The sequence below is a fragment of the Cellulomonas timonensis genome (assembly GCF_900046455.1).
GTDB classification, from domain to species: Bacteria; Actinomycetota; Actinomycetes; order Actinomycetales; family Cellulomonadaceae; genus Cellulomonas_A; species Cellulomonas_A timonensis.
This window is the reverse complement of record NZ_FCOT01000013.1, coordinates 337,263-354,032: the sequence shown is the minus strand read 5'-3', so window position 1 is coordinate 354,032 and position 16,770 is coordinate 337,263. Positions and strand designations below refer to the sequence as shown.

The following is a 16,770-nucleotide window of genomic DNA, read 5'->3' as shown; positions in this document are numbered from 1 at the left end:
TCAACGGCCGCGTCCTCTACTCATCTGGATCTGACGGTGCACGCGTGATCGCGAGTCCCGACTCACGCGCTCAGGTGCGGCTTCATCAGCAGGCTGGCCGACATGGAGGTCGCGCTGCGCAAGCACCTCGTGATCGTCGGCGCCAACGACGTCGGCAAGTCTTCCCTGCTGCGGTGCATGGACCTGCTGCTCGGTGCGTCCACCGCTCAGTTGTACGCCCGTCTTGCCGTCGCGGCAGCGCGAGCCCGTGCCGGCGACTAGCAGCGCCGCGAGGAGCCACGCGATGTCCCACAGGCTGGTGATCGTCGCGACGAGGCGGACCGGGCCGAACGTCATGGTGTCAACAACACCTCGAGGAGAGCTCGCCCTTGCGGCCAGCGGCCGAGGCCGGACCGGGAGTTGATGTGGCCCAGGGCCCCGACGTCCACCAGCTCGGCGCCGAGTTCGGTCGCCGTGCTGGCCGCGTGCGCGAACGAGCCGTACGGGTCGTCCCGGCTGGCGACCAGGATGGCCCGGAACGGCAGGTCGTGGAGCTCGGGCGTGCCGAACCCGACCGCCTCGCCGGGGAAGGCGGGCCCGTGCACGTCGGGCGCCGCCACGAGCAGCGCCGCGACCACGCCCTCGTCCTGGTGCTGCGCCGCCCACTCGGTGACGAGCGCGCACCCGAGGCTGTGAGCGACCAGCACCTTCGGCCCGTTGATGGCCCTGAGGGTCTCGTCGAGCTCACGCACCCAGACGTCGCGCTCCGGCGCGTCCCACGACGAGTGCCCCACCCAGACGCCCTGTGGCAGCTCGGCATGCCACAGCGCCTGCCAGTGGTCGGCGCCCGAGTTGCCAATGCCGGCGACGAAGACCGGGACCGGGACCGGGCTCAGGGGGTTCACGGACATGCTCACACCTCCTCCTTGGCGCCGCGGCAGTGCGACCAAGCGCTCGCCGCGCTGTTGGTCCTGTCGCCCGGCTGCTGTCAGGGCTGCTCGCGCGGCCCGATGCCGTAGACCGCCGCGGTGGCGGTGCCCAGCACGGCCGCGGCGAGCACACGGCCCACAGGGAGATCGGCCAGAAGCCGGGGCGGTTGGAGCAGCGCCAAGACGAGGACAGCCGCGCCGTAGGCGAGGCCCGCCCCCCAGCCGCCCGAGTCCGTCCGTGGAACGACGAGGACCACAGCGTCTCCCCCCTGCTTGCCCGCCATCGTGGCACAGCGGGCCGGGGACAGGGGGACGCGATCCGTGCCGATCTCGCATGGGGGCGAGACAGCCGCCACCACACCGGGACCACCGCCCGTGTGACGGCCGCGCCCAGCCCTTGCGACGGCCATGGCAATACGAGGCGGCAAGGCGCGCCACAAATGATCGGGATGGCGTGAGGAACCGCGCCGGCGTTGAATTCCCCGGTACTTGAGGGCGCAATTCCGTGAGGAGGAGGTGAAATTCCGATCCGTGGCACAACTCACAGTGGCGACGGGTCGAGTCGCGGATTCCCGCGCCGATGGAAGAGGTAACCGGCCCGGGGTGTGCGCGCGCGGGTCACGGCCGCCTCCCGACCTCAGCCGGATCCGCCCCACGGCGGAACCCGACCGGGGCAGCACCAGCAGAGGAACGCCCATGAGCACAGCGAGCCAGTCCCCCGCCCCCGCCCTCGCCCCGCGCCGCGTGTGGCGGGACAGGTCGGTCCAGACGCAGATCCTGGCCGTCGTGACGCTCCTCGGCGCGGTCTCGCTGGGGGCGGGGTGGATGGCCATGGCCAACCTGCGGTTCGCGGGCGAGGACATGAACCGCATCATGGAGATCCAGGCCGTCGCCGAGCTGCCCGACGACATCGACCACGGGCAGGTCACCGCCCGCTGGATCCTCGCGCAGGTGGCGGCGATCAAGGACCCGGAGTTGGCGCAGACGCTCCTGGCCCTGCAAGACGAGAATGACGCCCTGGTCCAGAGCGCGATCAAGGAATTCGGGGCCTCCGAATTGGCGCGCGTCGACGCGTGGCCGGCCTTCGTCGACGGGTATTCCGCGTGGCTGGCCGTCCGTGACGCGCAGATCCTTCCCGCCGCCCTCGCCGCGGACCCGGCGCGCTACGAGCAGGCGTCCCAACAGGTCGGAGCTCCCCTGGTCGCCGAGTTCGAGGCCGACCTGACGTCCGTGCGGAAGGCCGCAGCGGCTGCGACGGGCGCGATCGCCGAGACCAGTCAGGCGCGCACCGCCCAGGCGAGGCTGGTGCTGATCACGTCGGTGGCCGTCGCTGTGGTCGTCGCGATCGCGCTGGGCTTCGTGGTCGCCCGCCGTCTGCGCTCCTCGGTGCTCAAGGTCCGCATGGCGATCTCGGCGATGGCAGAGGGCGACTTCACCGTGGCAGCCGATGTGGCCAGCGGGGACGAGGTGGGCCAGACGTCGCGGGCGCTGGCGGTAGCGCAGCACTCGGTGCGAGGCACGCTCGGGCGGGTCGCCAGCACGGCAGACGTCGTCGCGGCATCGGCGGAGGAGTTGTCGGCCGCGAACGTGCAAGTCGCCGCGGGATCGCAGGAGACCAGCGTGCAGGCCGCCGCCGTGGCCGCGTCCGCCGAGCAGGTCAGCCGCAGCGTGCAGGCCGTGGCTGCGGGATCCGAGCAGATGGGCGCCTCGATCCGGGAGATCGCGCAGAACGCGCATGAGGCCGCCCGGGTGGCCACCCGCGCCACCGAGGTCGCCGCGTCCACCAACCAGCAGATGACTCGGCTCGGGTCCTCATCGGCCGAGATCGGCGACGTGGTCAAGGCGATCACGTCGATCGCGGAGCAGACGAACCTGCTGGCCCTGAACGCGACGATCGAGGCGGCGCGGGCCGGCGAGGCGGGCAAGGGGTTCGCCGTCGTGGCCGGGGAGGTCAAGGAGCTCGCCTCCGAGACGGCCAGGGCCACGGAGGACATCGCGCGCCGCGTCGAGGCCATCCAGGCCGACACGAAGGGCGCCGTCGAGGCGATCGGGGAGATCTCGCAGATCATCGCGACCATCAACGACTACCAGGTGACGATCGCCAGCGCAGTCGAGGAGCAGACCGCCACCACGAACGAGATGGCTCGCGGGGTCAGCGAGGCCGCCACCGGATCCGGGGAGATCGCCGCCAACATCGTCGGCGTCGCCAACGCGGCCGCGTCCAGCGCTGCGGTCGTCGCGCAGATGGGGGTCTCCGTCGACGAGCTCAGCCGCATGTCCGCCGAGCTCCGCGCCCAAGTCGACACGTTCACGTACTGACGTCGCGACGCCGAGATCGGGCTGGCCTGCGCGTATGACCGACGTCACGGCCACTGTCAGTCAGAACCGAACACGATCACCCGATCGAGTGAGCAGGGCCGCTGGCCTGCAGATCACATGTCGGCTTCGGTTCTGGAGGTCATCTGATGGCACGTCTTGCGCGACGACGCGGAGTTGGACTGGGCGGCAAGGTTGTGGGCATCGGCGTCATGGGCCTGCTCCTCGCGGTCGGCGTCACCGCCACGGCGTGGCTCACGCAATCCACACAGGCCACCCGAACGGCCCATCTCACCCGGTTGTACGACCTGCGGCTCCAGATCGCCGACATCGCGCGCTACAACTCCGACGTGAGCGGGTGGCAGACGGCCTATGCGTGGGATGCGAGCCTGCGTGGCCCCAGTGAGGCGGTGGCCCCCGGTGCTGCGAACCGCCAGGGCTACCTGGACTCGGCACAGGCACTACGCGCGCTGCTCGCGGAGATCGATGTCGCAGTGATGACCGCCGAGGAGCGGGCCGTGTTCGACCACGTCGTCGAGCGGTGGGACCTGTTCTTCGTGGCGGATGACGCTGTCGTCGCGTTGTACGAGAACGGCGCCGAGAGCGCAAAGGCCAAGGCCGACGCGTTGATCGGCGGAGACGTGTACTCCATCTACGACGACATCGTCGAGGACACGACGGTCCTCGACGACCTGCTCGCCGAGCGCACCGCCAGTGATGTGGCGGATGCCCAGGCCGCGACGGCGCGCGCCCGCGCCGTCATGGTCATCGCGATGCTGGCGGGCGCCGCGCTGGTGATCACCGCCACGCAGGTGGTGGGCAGGAGCGTCCGGCGGTCCGCGACACGGCTGATCACCGCGATGGACGCCTTGGCGGCAGGCGATCTGACAGTCCATGCCGAGGTCACGAGCCGCGACGAGCTCGGGCAGATGGCGCAGACACTCGCCGTCGCGCAAGGCTCGCTGCGGCGGCTGGTCGGCGGCGTGGCCGGGTCCGCCGACATGGTGGCGGCCTCCGCGGAGGAGCTGTCGGCGGCGAACGCGCGCGTGGCCACGGGGTCGCAGGAGACGAGTGTGCAGGCGGGCGGGGGGGCGGCAGCGGCGGAGCGGGTGAGCCGGGGCGTTCCGGCGGTGGCCGCGGGGTCCCAGCAGATGGGCGCCTCGATCCGGGAGATCGCCCAGAACGCGAATGCCGCGGCGCGTGTCGCCGAGCGTGCGACAGCCGTCGCGGAGTCGACGAACGAGCAGGTCGCGAAGCTGGGCGCCTCGAGCCAGGAGATCGGGAACGTGGTGAAGGTGATCACGTCGATCGCCGAGCAGACGAACCTGCTGGCCCTCAACGCGACGATCGAGGCCGCACGGGCCGGCGTGGCGGGCAAGGGGTTCGCGGTCGTCGCCGGGGAGGTCAAGGAGCTGGCCCGGGAGACCGCGCGGGCCACCGAGGACATCGCGCGCCGCGTCCTTGCCATCCAGGCCGACACCCGGGGCGCCGTCGAGGCGATTGGGGAGATCTCGCAGATCATCGCCAACATCAACGACTACCAGCTCACCATCGCCTCCGCCGTCGAGGAGCAGACCGCCACCACCCACGAGATGTCGCGCGGTGTGGGCGAGGCGGCGTCTGGATCGGGCGAGATCGCCACCCACATCACGGGGGTCGCGGCGTCCGCCGAGTCAAGCGCGGTCATCGTCAGCCAGATGGGCGCGGCGGTCGACGAGCTCGCCCGCATGTCCGCCGAGTTGCGCCGCCAGGTCGTGGTGTTCACCTACTGACCTCCTCGTCTGTCGCGTGGGCTGGATGTCGTCGCCGTCACGACATGCAGGCCCGCCAGACTGCGGGCATCGTGGACGACGGCGCGTCGACGAGGCGCGCGCGAGCACCGCGGCGGTCGCCCCGTGGTCACGGGGTTCCGATGGAGCGCGAACTGCCGCGGCCTATCGAGGGGGCGCCGCATGTTCTTCCACAAACAAGAACTCCAGCACACCGCCAAGCCCGACCGCCCAGACGCCGTGTACGCCCGCAAGCTCCAGGAAGTCCTCGGGGGCCAGTACGGCGAGATCACCGTGGCGATGCAGTACGGGTTCCAGTCGTGGAACGCGCATCTGCCCGGCAAGTACCGCGACCTGCTGTACGGGATCGGCGCGGAGGAGTTCGGCCATGTCGAGATGCTCGCGACGATGATCTCCCAGTTGTTGGCGGACGCCCCGTTGGGAGTGGTCGAGGGCGCGGTCCAGGACGACCCGACGGTCGCCGCGATCGTCGGTGGCACGGATCCGCAGCAGGCCATCGTCGCGGGGGCAGGGGCGCGTCCGGTCGACTCCAATGGCAACCCGTGGTCCGCCGGGTACGTCACCGCCAGCGGCAACCTGCTCGCCGACTTCACGTCCAACGCGAACGCCGAGATGCAGGGCCGGTTGCAGGTGGCCCGGCTCTACCACATGACCGACGACCACGGCGTCAGGGACCTCCTGGCGTTCCTGCTGGCGAGGGACACGATGCACCAGAACCAGTGGCTCGCCGCGGCGCAGGAGCTGCGCGACGAGGGCCTGGAGGAGCTGCCGGTGCCGAGCACGTTCCCGCTGTCCAAGGAGGACAGGTCGGTCTCCTACCAGTACATCAACTTCTCCAACGGGGCCCATGCCTCCGAGGGCCGCTGGGCGGCCGGGCCCACCCCTGACGGCAGGGGCGAGTTCCAGTACGTGGCCGAGCCGCCCGCGGGCGTCCCCATGCCGGAGCCCACCCGCCCCGACTCACGCCTCCATGGCACGACGGACGTGCCGAACACCTTGGACAAGGCGAAGGGCGTGGCCAAGGACGCCCTCCACAAGGAGTGAGCGGGGACAGCCCGGGCCGTCGTCTCGACGGCCCGGGCGCGCATGAGGTCCCCGAATTGGATCCGCGCCGGCGCGGTGGGAGGCGAGGGCGATGAGCGGGGCCATACCGGACAACAGGGTGCGCGTGCCCGTCAACAGCCAGGCATGGTCGGCGATGACCTTCCTGCACTGGCCGGTGGACCCGGACGTCGTCCAGTCCCGCCTCCCCGATGGGCTGCGCGTGCAGACGCACTCTGGGGCGATGTGGATCGGGTTGACGCCCTTCGTGATGCGGGACGTCCGGGTGCCGCCACTGCCGCCCCTGCGCGGCTGGTCGACCTTCCCCGAAGTGAACCTGCGCACTGACGTGCGGCACGACAACGGCTCCGATGGCCTGTGGTTCCTGGGCCTGTGGTCGACGCGCACGGCCTTCAACGTCGCGCTGCGCGGGCTGGGCCTGCCCTACCACGGCATGCGCGCCCGTGTGTCGTCCCCCGAGCTGGGGTGCTGGCCTACCAGGCGTCCCCGGCGCCGGGGACGACGCCGCTGCGCCTGTCCGCGACGGTCCAGGCTGGAGACCGCATCGCGGCGCCGTCCGACCTGGAGACCTGGCTCACCGGACGGTGGAACGCGTACTTCGAGCGCCTGGGCCGCCTGTGGCGGGTCCCCGTGTCCCATGAGCCGTGGCCGCTGCGCCAGGCGCAGGTGGCCTCACTGGACACCGACGTGTTCACGGTGATGGGGCTGCCCACGCCCACCGCGGCGCCGATGGCGCACGCCTCCCCCGGCGTCAGCACGCTGCTGGGCGCCCCCCGTCTCGCCAGCTGGCGCTGAGGGGCCTTCGTGGGAGCGCAGCGCACCACGCGCCCGGACGCGGTCTACCTCCTGCCGCTGCGCTGGGACCACGCGGATGACGGGGAGCTCATGCGGTACCTGAGGCGCCTGGCGGCTTGGATCGATGTGCTCGTCGTCGACGGCTCGCCGCCCTACGTCTTCGCCCAGCACCGGGCGGCGTGGGGCCAGCTGGTCACCCACCTCGCGTCCCGCGCCCCCGGCCCGGACGAGAACGGGAAGGCCGTCGCCGTGATGGAGGGCCTGCGGGCCAGCCGCGCGCCGTTGGTCGTCATCGCCGACGACGACGTGCGGTATGACGAGGCCGGGCTCACGCGCATGCTGCGCCTGCTCGAGGACGCCGACCTGGTCCGCCCGCAGAACCGCTTCCAGCCGCTTCCGTGGCACGCGCGGTGGGACACCTCGCGCGCGCTGGTCAACCGGGCCGCCGGCGGAGACTACCCAGGCACCTTGGGCGTGCGACGGGACGCGCTCCCCCACGGCTACGACACTCACGTCCTCTTCGAGAATCTGGAACTCATGCGCACGGTTCGCGCCGGCGGTGGACGCGAGACCCGCGCCCACGACCTGTTCGTGGCGCGCCGTCCGCCCACCGCCGGCCGCTTCCTCTCCCAACGGGTGCGCCAGGCGTACGACAGCCAGGCGCAGCCCGTCCGTCTCGTGGCCGAGCTGGCCCTGCTCCCTCTGATCGTCGGGGCAGCACGGCGTCCACGTCGCCTCGTCCTGCTGGCGGCAGCAGCCCTGCTCACGGCGGCATGCGGGCGGGCACGGGCCGGCGGGAGGCGGGAGTTCGGGCTGTCGTGCGTCGCGTTCACACCCGTGTGGCTGGTGGAGCGCGCGGTGTGCTCGTGGCTGGCGATCGGCCACCTGCTCGCTGGGGGGATGCCGTACTCCGGCGCGAGGCTGCGCACGGCGGCCCACTCCGAGCGGTGGATCCGCGCCCACGTCCTCGCGCGGGACGGCGGGCGGCCCGCACGCCGAGGCGCACGGCCGAGTGCGCGGCGACCTGTGGCGGTCCGCCCACCTGCGCATTAGCGTCCGAGCATGCCCACGGCCGCCCGCCCAGTCCTCCTGCCCCACCGCCTCGCCGCGAGCGCCGCGAGCGCCGCGAGCGCCGGGGCGGCTGCCGCGCTGCTCGCGGGGTGCTCGTCTGGCCCCGACAGCGGCGCCGCCGTGGACGTCACGCGGGACTTCTACCGGGCCGTCGTCGACGGGGACGGCGCCGCAGCCTGCAGGTTGCTCGCGCCGGCGGCCCTCGAGGGCCTCGAAGAGGAGGCCGGCCTGCCCTGCGCCGACGCGCTTCTCGACGACGAGGTCGGGCCCGAGCTCACCGCCGCGGCCGAGCAAGCGACGGGAGCGACGGCGCAGTCGGTCACGGTCGCGGGCCGGAACGCGCAAGTCGTCCTCGACGGCGAGGTCTCGTTCCTCGTCGTGTCGGGAGGCGGATGGCGCATCTCGGCGACGGGCTGCGCCCCACGGCCGGAGCGCCCCTACGACTGCCTCCTGGAAGGAGCCTGAGATGAGACTGGTCTACGTGGGGCTCTTGGCCGGCGTGCTCCTCGCCCTCGCGTACTTCGTCACGATCGGGCTGCTGCACCGATGAGCATCCGGACCACGCTGAGCGACAACGGCCTCACACTGGTCTTCACCGGAATCTTCCTGCTGGCCCTCGGGGGGCAGGCGCTTGTCGGGTTGGCGATGTTCAACCAGGATCAGGCCAGCGCCGGCCTGGAGGCGATCACGCTCGGGCAGTACCTCACCTCCTCCGCGTTCGCCGTCGACGTGACAGAGAACTGGCAGTCCGAGTTCCTGCAGTTCCTGCTCTTCATCCTCGCGACCGTCTGGTTCGTGCAACGCGGCTCGCCCGAGTCGAAGCCGCTCGGCAACGCCGGGCGCGAGTCCGAGCAGGACCAGCGCGTCGCCGACAGCGCGACCGCCGAGTCGCCGTCCTGGTCCCGTGAACGCGGCTGGCGGCTCGCCGTGTACTCGAGGTCGCTCAGCCTCGTGATGGGCTCGATCTTCGTGCTGAGCTGGCTCGCGCAGTCCATCACCGGGGCCGTGGCGTACAACGAGGAGCAGATGCGCGAGCTCGAGGACCCGGTCAGCTGGGCGGAGTACCTCGCCCTGCCGGACTTCTGGAGCCGCACGCTGCAGAACTGGCAGTCGGAGTTCCTGGCCGTGGCGTGCATGGTCGCGTTCTCCATCTACCTGCGCGAACGCGGGTCCCCTGAGTCCAAGCCGGTGGGCGCACCGCACCACGCCACCGGTGTCGAGGGCTGATCGCGCCCGCGATCAGCGACGGCGCGGGCGCGAGCTCACCGCGAGCGCGTCTGGGCGGCCGCGACCTGCGCCAGATCCCTCCGCACCGGCTCCGGAACCGGGCGTCGCCTGCGGAGCGCGGGGAGGATCGTGAGGGCGGCGCGGAGCAGTCCCCGCCGTTGGGCCGGGCCCCCGCGCCACAGCGCGCCAGCGTGGCGCGCCACCTGGGGCCATGGCCTGAGCAGCAGCGCCGTCGTCATGGAGGACCGCGCGACGTCGGCGGCGCGCGTGGCTGGGTCGGCCCTGGACGGTGACGGGTGATGGTGGACGACGAGCGAGTCGGAGTAAACACCTCCCACCCCGCGGCCGCCAGGCGCAGGGCGACGGGTTCCTCCTCGCCAGGGAAGCGCACGAGCGGGTCGAATCCGCCGACGGACAAGAAGGCGTCCCTGCGGACCATGGCGGCGCACGCGACGAACCCGAGCACGCGTGGCCCGGGCGCGCCGGCAAGGCGCAGCGGCGATCCGGCCAGCACGCTGTTCATCGGGTCCTCGAGCCCCGGCACGCCCACCAGGACGCGGGCCGCCACGACGGCCGTCCGCGGGTGGGCGGCGAGGAGCTCGGCCGCCTCGTGGAGGGCGCCGGGCTCCCACCATGAGTCGTCGTCGGCGAACGCGACGAAGGGCGTCCGGGCGGGCTCCACGCCGATGTCGCGCGCGAGAGCACCGTGGTTCGCCGCCAGCTCGACCACTGAGACATGCGGGAGCCGCCGTCGGACCTCCGGCGCGGTGCCGTCCGTCGACCCGTTGTCCACAAGCACCACCGGGGCGGCGTGGCGGGGCAAAGAGCCCAGCAGCTCGTCGCGCCGGTCGCGGCTCATCACCACGACAGTGACCCGCGGGTCCTCCATGCGCCACCCTCTCTTGAGGTGCGAAACGGGCGTGAGCGGTTCAAGGTGAGACGCAGGGACCGCTCCAGAGGGTGACGCGGATCCGCTTCGGCGCACAGTGCGGCCGTGCTCGTGTGGGCTCCGCCCCATGACCGAGCGTGGCCCCAGCGAGGAAGGCACGCACCTCATGCGCGTACTCGGCGTCAACGCCCTGTTCCACGATCCCGCCGCGGCACTCGTGGTGGACGGGCGCGTGGTGGCGGCGGCGGAGGAGGAGCGTTTCAGCCGCCGCAAGCACGGCAAGCGGCCCGTGCCATTCGCCGCGTGGGAGCTGCCCGAGCAGTCCATGCGGTGGTGCCTGCGATCCGCCGGGGTGGACGCCTCAGACCTCGACGCGGTGGCGTACTCCTTCGCGCCCTCCTTGGCGCGGCCCGTGGAGGACATGGGCCTGTCGGACCCGTGGGACTGGCTGCGGATCCGCTACGCCGAGGCCGCCCCCCGCATGATCGCCACGGCGCTCCCCGGGCTGGACCCGGCGACCGTCCAGCACGTCCCGCATGAGGTGTCGCACGCCGCGTCGGCCGCGCTCGCCTCGCCGCACACCACCACCAGCGTGCTCTCGCTCGACGGCCGGGGAGAACGGTCGTCCCACCTCGCCGGGCGTTATGCCGACGGCAAGCTCGAGGTGCTGGCCAGCCAGGACCTGCCGCACTCCCTCGGGCTGGTGTACGAGTCGCTCACCGGGCACCTCGGCTTCCTGCGCTCGAGCGACGAGTACAAGGTCATGGCCCTGGCGTCCTACGGGCGGCCACGGTTCCTCGACGACTTGCGACAGCTCGTCCACGCCACGGGCGACGGCGGGTTCGTCGCCGAGGCGCCCGACTGGGAGCGGTGGGCTCCCCGGCGCGTGGACGACGGGTCCTGGGGCGAGCGGCACGGTGGGAACGCCGTGCACGCCGACCTTGCCGCGTCGCTCCAGGCCCGGGTGGAGGAGGTCCTGCTGGACCTCGCGGGCTGGCTCCACCAGCAGACCGGCGACACCGCGCTGGCCCTGGCCGGGGGCACGGCGCTCAACTGCGTCGCGAGCTCCCGGATCTGGCGGGACTCGCCGTTCGAGCACGTGTGGGTGCAGCCCGCCGCGGGCGACGCGGGCACCGCGCTCGGCGCCGCGCTGCAGGTCGCGGCGGAGGCGGGCGACCCGATCGAGCCGATGCAGACCGCCGCCCTCGGCCGCTCGTGGTCGGACGAGGAGCTCGCGGGGTGGCTCCGTCGCGCGAAGGTGCCCTTCGAGACCCCCGGTGACCTCCCGGGCGCGGTCGCCCAGGCGCTCGCGGACGACGGCATCGTCGCGTGGTTCGACGGCCGGGCGGAGTTCGGCCCACGGGCCCTGGGACGCCGCTCCCTCCTGGCGCACCCCGGTCCCGTGGCCAACCTGGAGCGGCTCAACGACGTCAAGGGCAGGGAGCAGTTCCGGCCCGTGGCGCCCATGGTGCTCCTCGAAGAGCGCGCCGCGGAGATCTTGTCCACGTCGACCCCCACCACCTCGTGGCCCAGGTGGGCCATCACCGCGGCATGGACCGCTCCGAGGTATCCGCACCCGATGACGGAGACGCGCATCGTCAGCTCGCCTGCGCGGGGGTTCCCGCAGGCGAGGCGCCAGCCTGGCCCACCGCCTCCGCACGGTTGTGCGCCTCGTCACATGCCTTGAGCCACTGGATCGTCCGCCCGCGCCCCGCATCCCACTCCGTCCGCGGGCGCCATCCCAGCTCCCGCTCGGCCAGGGCCGTGTCAGGTCGTCGTCGCTGCGGGTCGTCCTCGGGGAGCCCGACGAACCGGATGCCCGAGCTGGCCCCGGTCAGGCGCAAGACGTCCCGGGCCACCTGCTCCACCGTGAGCTCGGCCGTGCCGCCCAGGTTGACCGGCCCCGGCAACGTGCTGTCGGCGAGGGCGACGAGGCCCTCGATCACGTCGTCGACGTAGCACACCGACCGGGTCTGCGACCCGTCCCCCGCCACCGTGAGTGGCTGCCCGGCGAGGGCCTCCATGACGAATGTGGGGATCATCCGGCCGTCGCGCGGCCTCATGCGGGGCCCGTAGGTGTTGAAGATCCGGGCGATCGCGGTGTTGGCGCCGCGGGAGCGTCGGTAGGCGGCGGTGAGCGCCTCCGCGAACCGCTTCGCCTCGTCGTACACGCTGCGCGGGCCGACGGGGTTCACGTTCCCCCAGTAGTCCGCGCGTTGCGGGTGCTGCTGCGGGTCGCCGTACACCTCCGAGGTGGAGGCCAGCACGAACCGCGCGCCCGCGGACTGCGCGAGGTCGAGGGCGTGGACGGTGCCGGCCGACCCCACCTCGAGCGTCTCGATCGGGCGCCGCAGGTAGTCGGCCGGGGACGCCGGGGAGGCCAGGAGGAACACCACGTCGATGTCCGTGTCGCGCAGCGCGGCCAGGGCGCCGTGCTTGACCAGGTCCGCCTCGACGAGCCGGAAGCCGGGCTTCCCGGCGAGCTGCGCGATGTTCGCCGGCTCGCCGGACGAGAAGTCGTCGACGCAGGTGACGGCCATCGCGCGCCGGATCAGCGCCGCGCACAAGTGGGAGCCGACGAACCCCGCCCCGCCGGTGACCACGGCGTGTTGGCGGCGGCGTGCGCGCGGCGCCATGGCGCCTTTGCGCATCCCCTCCTCGGACAGCCATGGCTCTCCTGCGGTGCGCTCGGGCGGCCGGCTCCGCGCTCGAGCCGGTGCGGCACGTTCCACGCTGGCACTGCGTCGCGCGGGAGACGGCCCCGGCCCAGGTCGCATGGCCTGGCCGGGGCCGTCAGGGCGGGTCACACCTGGGGCGAAGTGGCCGACGTCCCGTGCTGGGTGAGCTGCGCAAGGAACTCGTGGCACCGCTGCGCGCGCTGCGAGTCCTCCGCCATCACGGTCTCGAAGAACTCCGCGATGTCGTCCTTGCCGGCGTTCCGGGCGTCACGCACGTACTGGCCGTAGTCATGCCCTGCTTTCAGCGAGTGGTACTGCAGCGAGATCAGGTCGAAGGTGACATCGTCGAAACCGGTCTCCCCTGTCGCCATGGGAACCACCTCTTTCTCCGTCGGGATCAAGCACGTGCCGGTCCTTCGACGCTAGGCCGACGCGCTGGCGCCCGCATCTCGCACCGGGGCGCGCATCGCGGGGTCCAGCACGACCTTGACGCAGCCGTCTTCCTTCTTCTGGAAAAGGTTGTAGGCGTGTGGCGCGTCCTCGAGCGGGAGGCGGTGCGTGCGCAGGTCGAGCACCCCCAGAGGGTCGGCGGCGTCGGACACCAGGGGCATCAGGTCGTCGACCCAGTGCCGGACGTTCGCCTGGCCCATGCGGACGGTGACCTGCTTGTCGAAGAGCTCCATCATCGGCAGGGGGTCCTTCGCGCCGCCGTAGACGCCGGAGATCGACAGGGTCCCCCCTCGGCGCACCAGCGAGATCGCGGACAGCAGCGCCGCCAGGCGGTCGACGCCGGCCTTCTCCACGGCGGCGCCCGCGAGCGCGTCCGGAAGGATCCCCGTAGCGCGCTGGACGAAGGCGGCGCCCGGCGAGCCATGCGCCTCCATCCCGACGGCGTCGATGACGCTGTCCGCGCCCCGCCCGTCGGTCGCCTCCCTGACCGCCCCGGCGACATCGTCGAGCCCCGCGACGTCGACGGCCTCGATGCCGTGCCGCCGGGCCATCTCCAGCCGGGCCGGCACGCGGTCGAGGCCGATGACCTTGCCGGCCCCGCGGTGGAGTGCGATCCGGGCCGCCATCTGGCCGATGGGCCCGAGGCCCACCACCACAACGCTCCCGCCGGGCGGGACGTTCGCGTACTCCACCGCCTGCCATGCGGTGGGCAGCACGTCCGAGAGGTAGAGGTACTGCTCGTCGGTCCCGTCCTCGGGCACCACGACAGGCCCGTAGTGCGCCTGCGGGACGCGGAGGTACTCCGCCTGCCCGCCTGTGACCTGCCCGTACAGCTTGGTGTAGCCGAAGAGCGCGGCGCCCTTGTCTTGGGAACGCACCTGCGTCGTCTCGCACTGGGACTGCAGGCCGCGCGCGCACATCCAACAGGCGCCGCAGGCGATCCCGGACGGGACCACCACCCGGTCCCCCACCTTCAGCCGGGTGGCGCCTGGCCCCACCTCCTCCACGACGCCCATGGCCTCATGGCCGAGCACGTCGCCGGCGTCGAGGTACATGCCCAGCACCGCGTACAGGTGCAGGTCCGAGCCGCAGATGGCCGTCGACGTGACCCGGATGATCGCGTCGGTCGGCTCCTCGATCCGTGGGTCGGGGACATCTTCGACGGCCACGTTCTCCCGCCCCTGCCATGTCAGTGCTCGCATCGCGATCCTCTCCTCGGTCTGCCCGCCCCGCGTGTCGGGGCGCGCTCACTTCCCACTGCGGCCCTTCGCGTCGCCCTCCGGCGCCCCGGCCCCCAGGCGGATCTCGCGCCCCCGCTCGACGTCTTGTTGGAGCTTCTTCTCGCGCTTCTCGCTCGCCCGTGTGTCCCGGGGCGGGAGCTGCAGCGTCTCCTCGGCCGCGATCCCGCCCTGCAGCTCGCGGCCCCGCTCCAGCTCGGCGTCGATCTCGGCTCCGAACAGGAGCGCGAGGTTGGTGATCCACAGCCACAGCAGGAAGACGATCACACCGCCCAACGCCCCGTACGTCGCGCCGTACGAGCCGAAGTTGGCCACGTAGAACCCGAACCCGACGGACGCGATGATCCACACCAGGATCGCGATCACCGCGCCCACGCTGATCCAGCGGAACTTCGGCTGCCGCACGTTGGGGGTCGCGTAGTACAGGAGCGCCACGATCACCACGACCAGCGCCAGCGCGACCGGCCACTTGGCGATGTTCCAGATGGTGAGCGCGGCGGCGCCGACCCCCACCGCGTCGCCAACCGCGCGGGCCACGGGGCCGGTGAGCACGAGGGCGGCGGCCACCAGCGCCGCCAGCACCACGACCACTGCTGTCACCACGAGCATCACGGGTCGCAACTTCCAGATCGGCCTGCCCTCGTCCACCTCGTAGATGCGGTTCATCGCACGGCCGAATGCGCCGACGTACCCAGACGCGGACCACAGGGCCAAGACCACACCGACGATGAGGGCGAAGCCCGCCTGCCCACTCTTGCCAGCCGCCGCCTGGATGACCGGCTCGAGGGTGTCCATCGCCTCTGCGGGCACGACGGACTCCGCGATCCCCATCACCTGGTCGACGATCTTCTCGCTGTCGCCGAGCAGGCCCAGGAGCGAAAGCAGGGCCAAGAGCGCGGGCGCCGACGCGAGCACCGCGTAGTAGGTGAGCCCCGCGGCGGCGTCTTGGCACTGGTCCCGGGAGAACTGCCGCACGGTCGTGCGGGCCACGTGGGTCCACGACCGCTTGTGCAGATCGGTCGGTGAGTCGGGCTTGCGGCGGTCGTCCGGAGCCGACGCCCCGCCCACGGTTCCCTCGGCCCGCGCCGCCCGGTCGGCCCTGCGCCCGTGATCGCGATCGCCCGAACGCATGCTCTCTTCACCCATCGCTGTGCTCCTCCGGTGCGAGCGGCGCGGCGATGGCGCAGGCGGGGCGCGTGCGGACACGGTGCTGCTCGTCTGGCTCAGCCGCTTCCTGACCTGCTACGACACTATGCCGATCCCACGTTCTCGCCACTCCGGAGCGCTCAGGCGAGGATGCGGCGCATCACCAGCCGGGGCATCTTGCCGGCCAGTGCCTCCGTCACACCGACGACGTCGAATCCCGCGTTCTCGAACATGGTCCGCGTGCCCACGAACGCCATCGTGGTGTCCATCCGGCCTGGCGGGTCCACCGGGTACGCCTCCACGGCAGGGGCGCCCCGCGAGCGGGCGAAGTCGACGGCTCCCTCGATCAGCGGCGTCGTGACGCCCCGCCTGCGGTGGCCGCCGCGCACGACCACGCAGACGATGCTCCACACCGGGACGTCATCGACGGGCCGGATGACCTTCGAGTGCACCAGGCGCGGCATGTCGTCACGTCGCCCGATGTTGCACCAGCCGACGGGCAGGCCGTCCAGGTACGCCACCACGCCCGGTGGGTCCGCACGTTCGCAGAGTCGGCGCATCGCCTGCTCGCGGCTGCCGTTCCCGAGCTCCTCGACCTCCCTGGTGCGCAGCCTGTGCGACAGGCACCAGCACGCGTCCGCCCGCCGGCTCGGGTTCACGACGTCCGCGAAGTCGTCGAAACGGTCCGGCGTCACGGGGTGCACGTCCCACGCCATGGACCGATCACACCACCGCGCGCCGACACGCACCACACACGCCAGCCCACACTCCTGTCCACCACGTGGAGGGGGCGCTGACTGGGCGCGCCGCACTGCCCTACCGTGGTGGGCACGCGGTCCGAGGGGCGTCCGCCGGGCATCTGGGGGTCATGTGGACGCGCTCACTCCCACACTGCTCGCCGTCCTCGCAGGGCTCGCCCTGGTCGACAGCCTGAGCCTGGGGACACTCGGGCTACCGGTGTGGATGCTGGCGCAGCCGCGCTTCCGGCCGCGGGTCGTCCTGGTCTACCTCGGCGCGATCGCCGCGTTCTACTGGCTGCTCGGGGCCGCGTTGCTCGCTGGCCTGAGCGTCATCCTCGACCGGCTCGAGGTGCTCGACGGCCCGGTGTTGGACTGGGCGCAGCTCGTCGTCGGCGTCCTGTTGTTCGCGGCGAGCTTCCTCTTCGACGGCCCGATCGGCCGTTGGCGACGCGAACGACGC

At 72.2% G+C, this 16,770-nt stretch carries 16 protein-coding genes and 4 pseudogenes; 10 read left to right on the top strand and 10 right to left on the bottom strand.

Going from position 1 to position 16,770, the window contains the following annotated elements:
• The 3 genes from BN3788_RS19360 to BN3788_RS15125 form a co-directional block, all read right to left on the bottom strand.
• Window positions 1-336 carry a hypothetical protein gene (locus tag BN3788_RS19360; RefSeq protein WP_159066907.1) on the bottom strand — a complete coding sequence of 112 codons (336 nt, stop codon included), beginning with the start codon at window positions 334-336 and terminating at the stop codon, window positions 1-3.
• Window positions 333-890, bottom strand: coding sequence for an RBBP9/YdeN family alpha/beta hydrolase (locus tag BN3788_RS15130; RefSeq protein ID WP_147525140.1), 558 nt, complete (start codon window positions 888-890; stop codon window positions 333-335). Before BN3788_RS15130 ends, BN3788_RS19360 begins: the two co-directional genes overlap by 4 nt.
• A 77-nt stretch (window positions 891-967) precedes the next feature.
• Entirely contained in the window at window positions 968-1,165 is a 198-nt protein-coding gene (locus BN3788_RS15125) for a hypothetical protein (RefSeq protein ID WP_066587925.1), read from the bottom strand.
• Between the two features lie 439 nt (window positions 1,166-1,604).
• Here BN3788_RS15125 and BN3788_RS15120 point away from each other — a divergent pair, with 439 nt between their 5' ends.
• From BN3788_RS15120 to BN3788_RS15090, 8 genes and pseudogenes are all read left to right on the top strand, one after another.
• Window positions 1,605-3,227 carry a methyl-accepting chemotaxis protein gene (locus tag BN3788_RS15120; protein ID WP_066587923.1) on the top strand — a complete coding sequence of 541 codons (1,623 nt, stop codon included), beginning with the start codon at window positions 1,605-1,607 and terminating at the stop codon, window positions 3,225-3,227.
• A 146-nt stretch (window positions 3,228-3,373) separates the two neighbouring features.
• Complete coding sequence (locus BN3788_RS15115; protein ID WP_066587920.1) at window positions 3,374-4,996, top strand: methyl-accepting chemotaxis protein; 1,623 nt, start codon at window positions 3,374-3,376, stop codon at window positions 4,994-4,996.
• Between the two features lie 180 nt (window positions 4,997-5,176).
• On the top strand, window positions 5,177-6,058 hold the full coding sequence (locus BN3788_RS15110; protein ID WP_066587918.1) for a manganese catalase family protein: 882 nt from the start codon (window positions 5,177-5,179) through the stop codon (window positions 6,056-6,058).
• Window positions 6,059-6,149: 91 nt separating this feature from the next.
• Window positions 6,150-6,539: pseudogene (locus tag BN3788_RS20220) on the top strand (DUF2071 domain-containing protein); the annotation flags it as partial.
• 2 nt (window positions 6,540-6,541) lie between these two features.
• A complete protein-coding gene (locus tag BN3788_RS19540; RefSeq protein ID WP_066587916.1) occupies window positions 6,542-6,871 on the top strand; it encodes a DUF2071 domain-containing protein in 330 nt (109 codons plus the stop codon).
• A gap of 9 nt (window positions 6,872-6,880) precedes the next feature.
• Window positions 6,881-7,924 carry a glycosyltransferase gene (locus tag BN3788_RS15100; RefSeq protein ID WP_234346674.1) on the top strand — a complete coding sequence of 348 codons (1,044 nt, stop codon included), beginning with the start codon at window positions 6,881-6,883 and terminating at the stop codon, window positions 7,922-7,924.
• Between the two features lie 9 nt (window positions 7,925-7,933).
• Window positions 7,934-8,407 (top strand): hypothetical protein, encoded by a 474-nt coding sequence (locus tag BN3788_RS15095; RefSeq protein ID WP_066587912.1) that lies wholly within the window; start codon window positions 7,934-7,936, stop codon window positions 8,405-8,407.
• 81 nt (window positions 8,408-8,488) lie between these two features.
• Window positions 8,489-9,169, top strand: coding sequence for a DUF6766 family protein (locus BN3788_RS15090; protein WP_066587910.1), 681 nt, complete (start codon window positions 8,489-8,491; stop codon window positions 9,167-9,169).
• Window positions 9,170-9,404: 235 nt separating this feature from the next.
• Here the strand turns inward: BN3788_RS15090 and BN3788_RS15085 are convergent, their stop codons facing one another.
• Window positions 9,405-10,058 carry a glycosyltransferase gene (locus BN3788_RS15085; protein ID WP_199824794.1) on the bottom strand — a complete coding sequence of 218 codons (654 nt, stop codon included), beginning with the start codon at window positions 10,056-10,058 and terminating at the stop codon, window positions 9,405-9,407.
• Window positions 10,059-10,185: 127 nt separating this feature from the next.
• On the opposite strand from BN3788_RS15085, the pseudogene BN3788_RS15080 reads away from it, so the two are divergent.
• Window positions 10,186-11,508 (top strand): annotated as a pseudogene (locus BN3788_RS15080) (carbamoyltransferase family protein); the annotation flags it as partial.
• Window positions 11,509-11,537: 29 nt separating this feature from the next.
• On the opposite strand, the pseudogene BN3788_RS18760 reads toward BN3788_RS15080, so the two are convergent.
• The 6 genes and pseudogenes from BN3788_RS18760 to BN3788_RS15055 all read right to left on the bottom strand — a co-directional run.
• Window positions 11,538-11,654: pseudogene (locus BN3788_RS18760) on the bottom strand (3-hydroxyacyl-CoA dehydrogenase NAD-binding domain-containing protein); the annotation flags it as partial.
• Between the two features lie 2 nt (window positions 11,655-11,656).
• Window positions 11,657-12,694 (bottom strand): NAD-dependent epimerase/dehydratase family protein, encoded by a 1,038-nt coding sequence (locus BN3788_RS15075; RefSeq protein WP_082812966.1) that lies wholly within the window; start codon window positions 12,692-12,694, stop codon window positions 11,657-11,659.
• Window positions 12,695-12,861: 167 nt separating this feature from the next.
• Window positions 12,862-13,107 carry an acyl carrier protein gene (locus BN3788_RS15070; protein ID WP_066587906.1) on the bottom strand — a complete coding sequence of 82 codons (246 nt, stop codon included), beginning with the start codon at window positions 13,105-13,107 and terminating at the stop codon, window positions 12,862-12,864.
• Window positions 13,108-13,158: 51 nt separating this feature from the next.
• Window positions 13,159-14,388 carry an alcohol dehydrogenase catalytic domain-containing protein gene (locus BN3788_RS15065; protein WP_066587904.1) on the bottom strand — a complete coding sequence of 410 codons (1,230 nt, stop codon included), beginning with the start codon at window positions 14,386-14,388 and terminating at the stop codon, window positions 13,159-13,161.
• Between the two features lie 45 nt (window positions 14,389-14,433).
• On the bottom strand, window positions 14,434-15,570 hold the full coding sequence (locus BN3788_RS15060) for a YihY/virulence factor BrkB family protein (protein ID WP_234346673.1): 1,137 nt from the start codon (window positions 15,568-15,570) through the stop codon (window positions 14,434-14,436).
• A 140-nt stretch (window positions 15,571-15,710) separates the two neighbouring features.
• Window positions 15,711-16,286: a GNAT family N-acetyltransferase gene (locus tag BN3788_RS15055; RefSeq protein ID WP_066587903.1), complete on the bottom strand. Its 576-nt coding sequence runs from the start codon at window positions 16,284-16,286 to the stop codon at window positions 15,711-15,713.
• Here BN3788_RS15055 and BN3788_RS20215 point away from each other — a divergent pair.
• A pseudogene (locus BN3788_RS20215) lies at window positions 16,285-16,719 on the top strand (hypothetical protein); the annotation flags it as partial. The gene BN3788_RS15055 and the pseudogene BN3788_RS20215 sit on opposite strands and share 2 nt — an antisense overlap.
• Window positions 16,720-16,770: the final 51 nt, after the last annotated feature.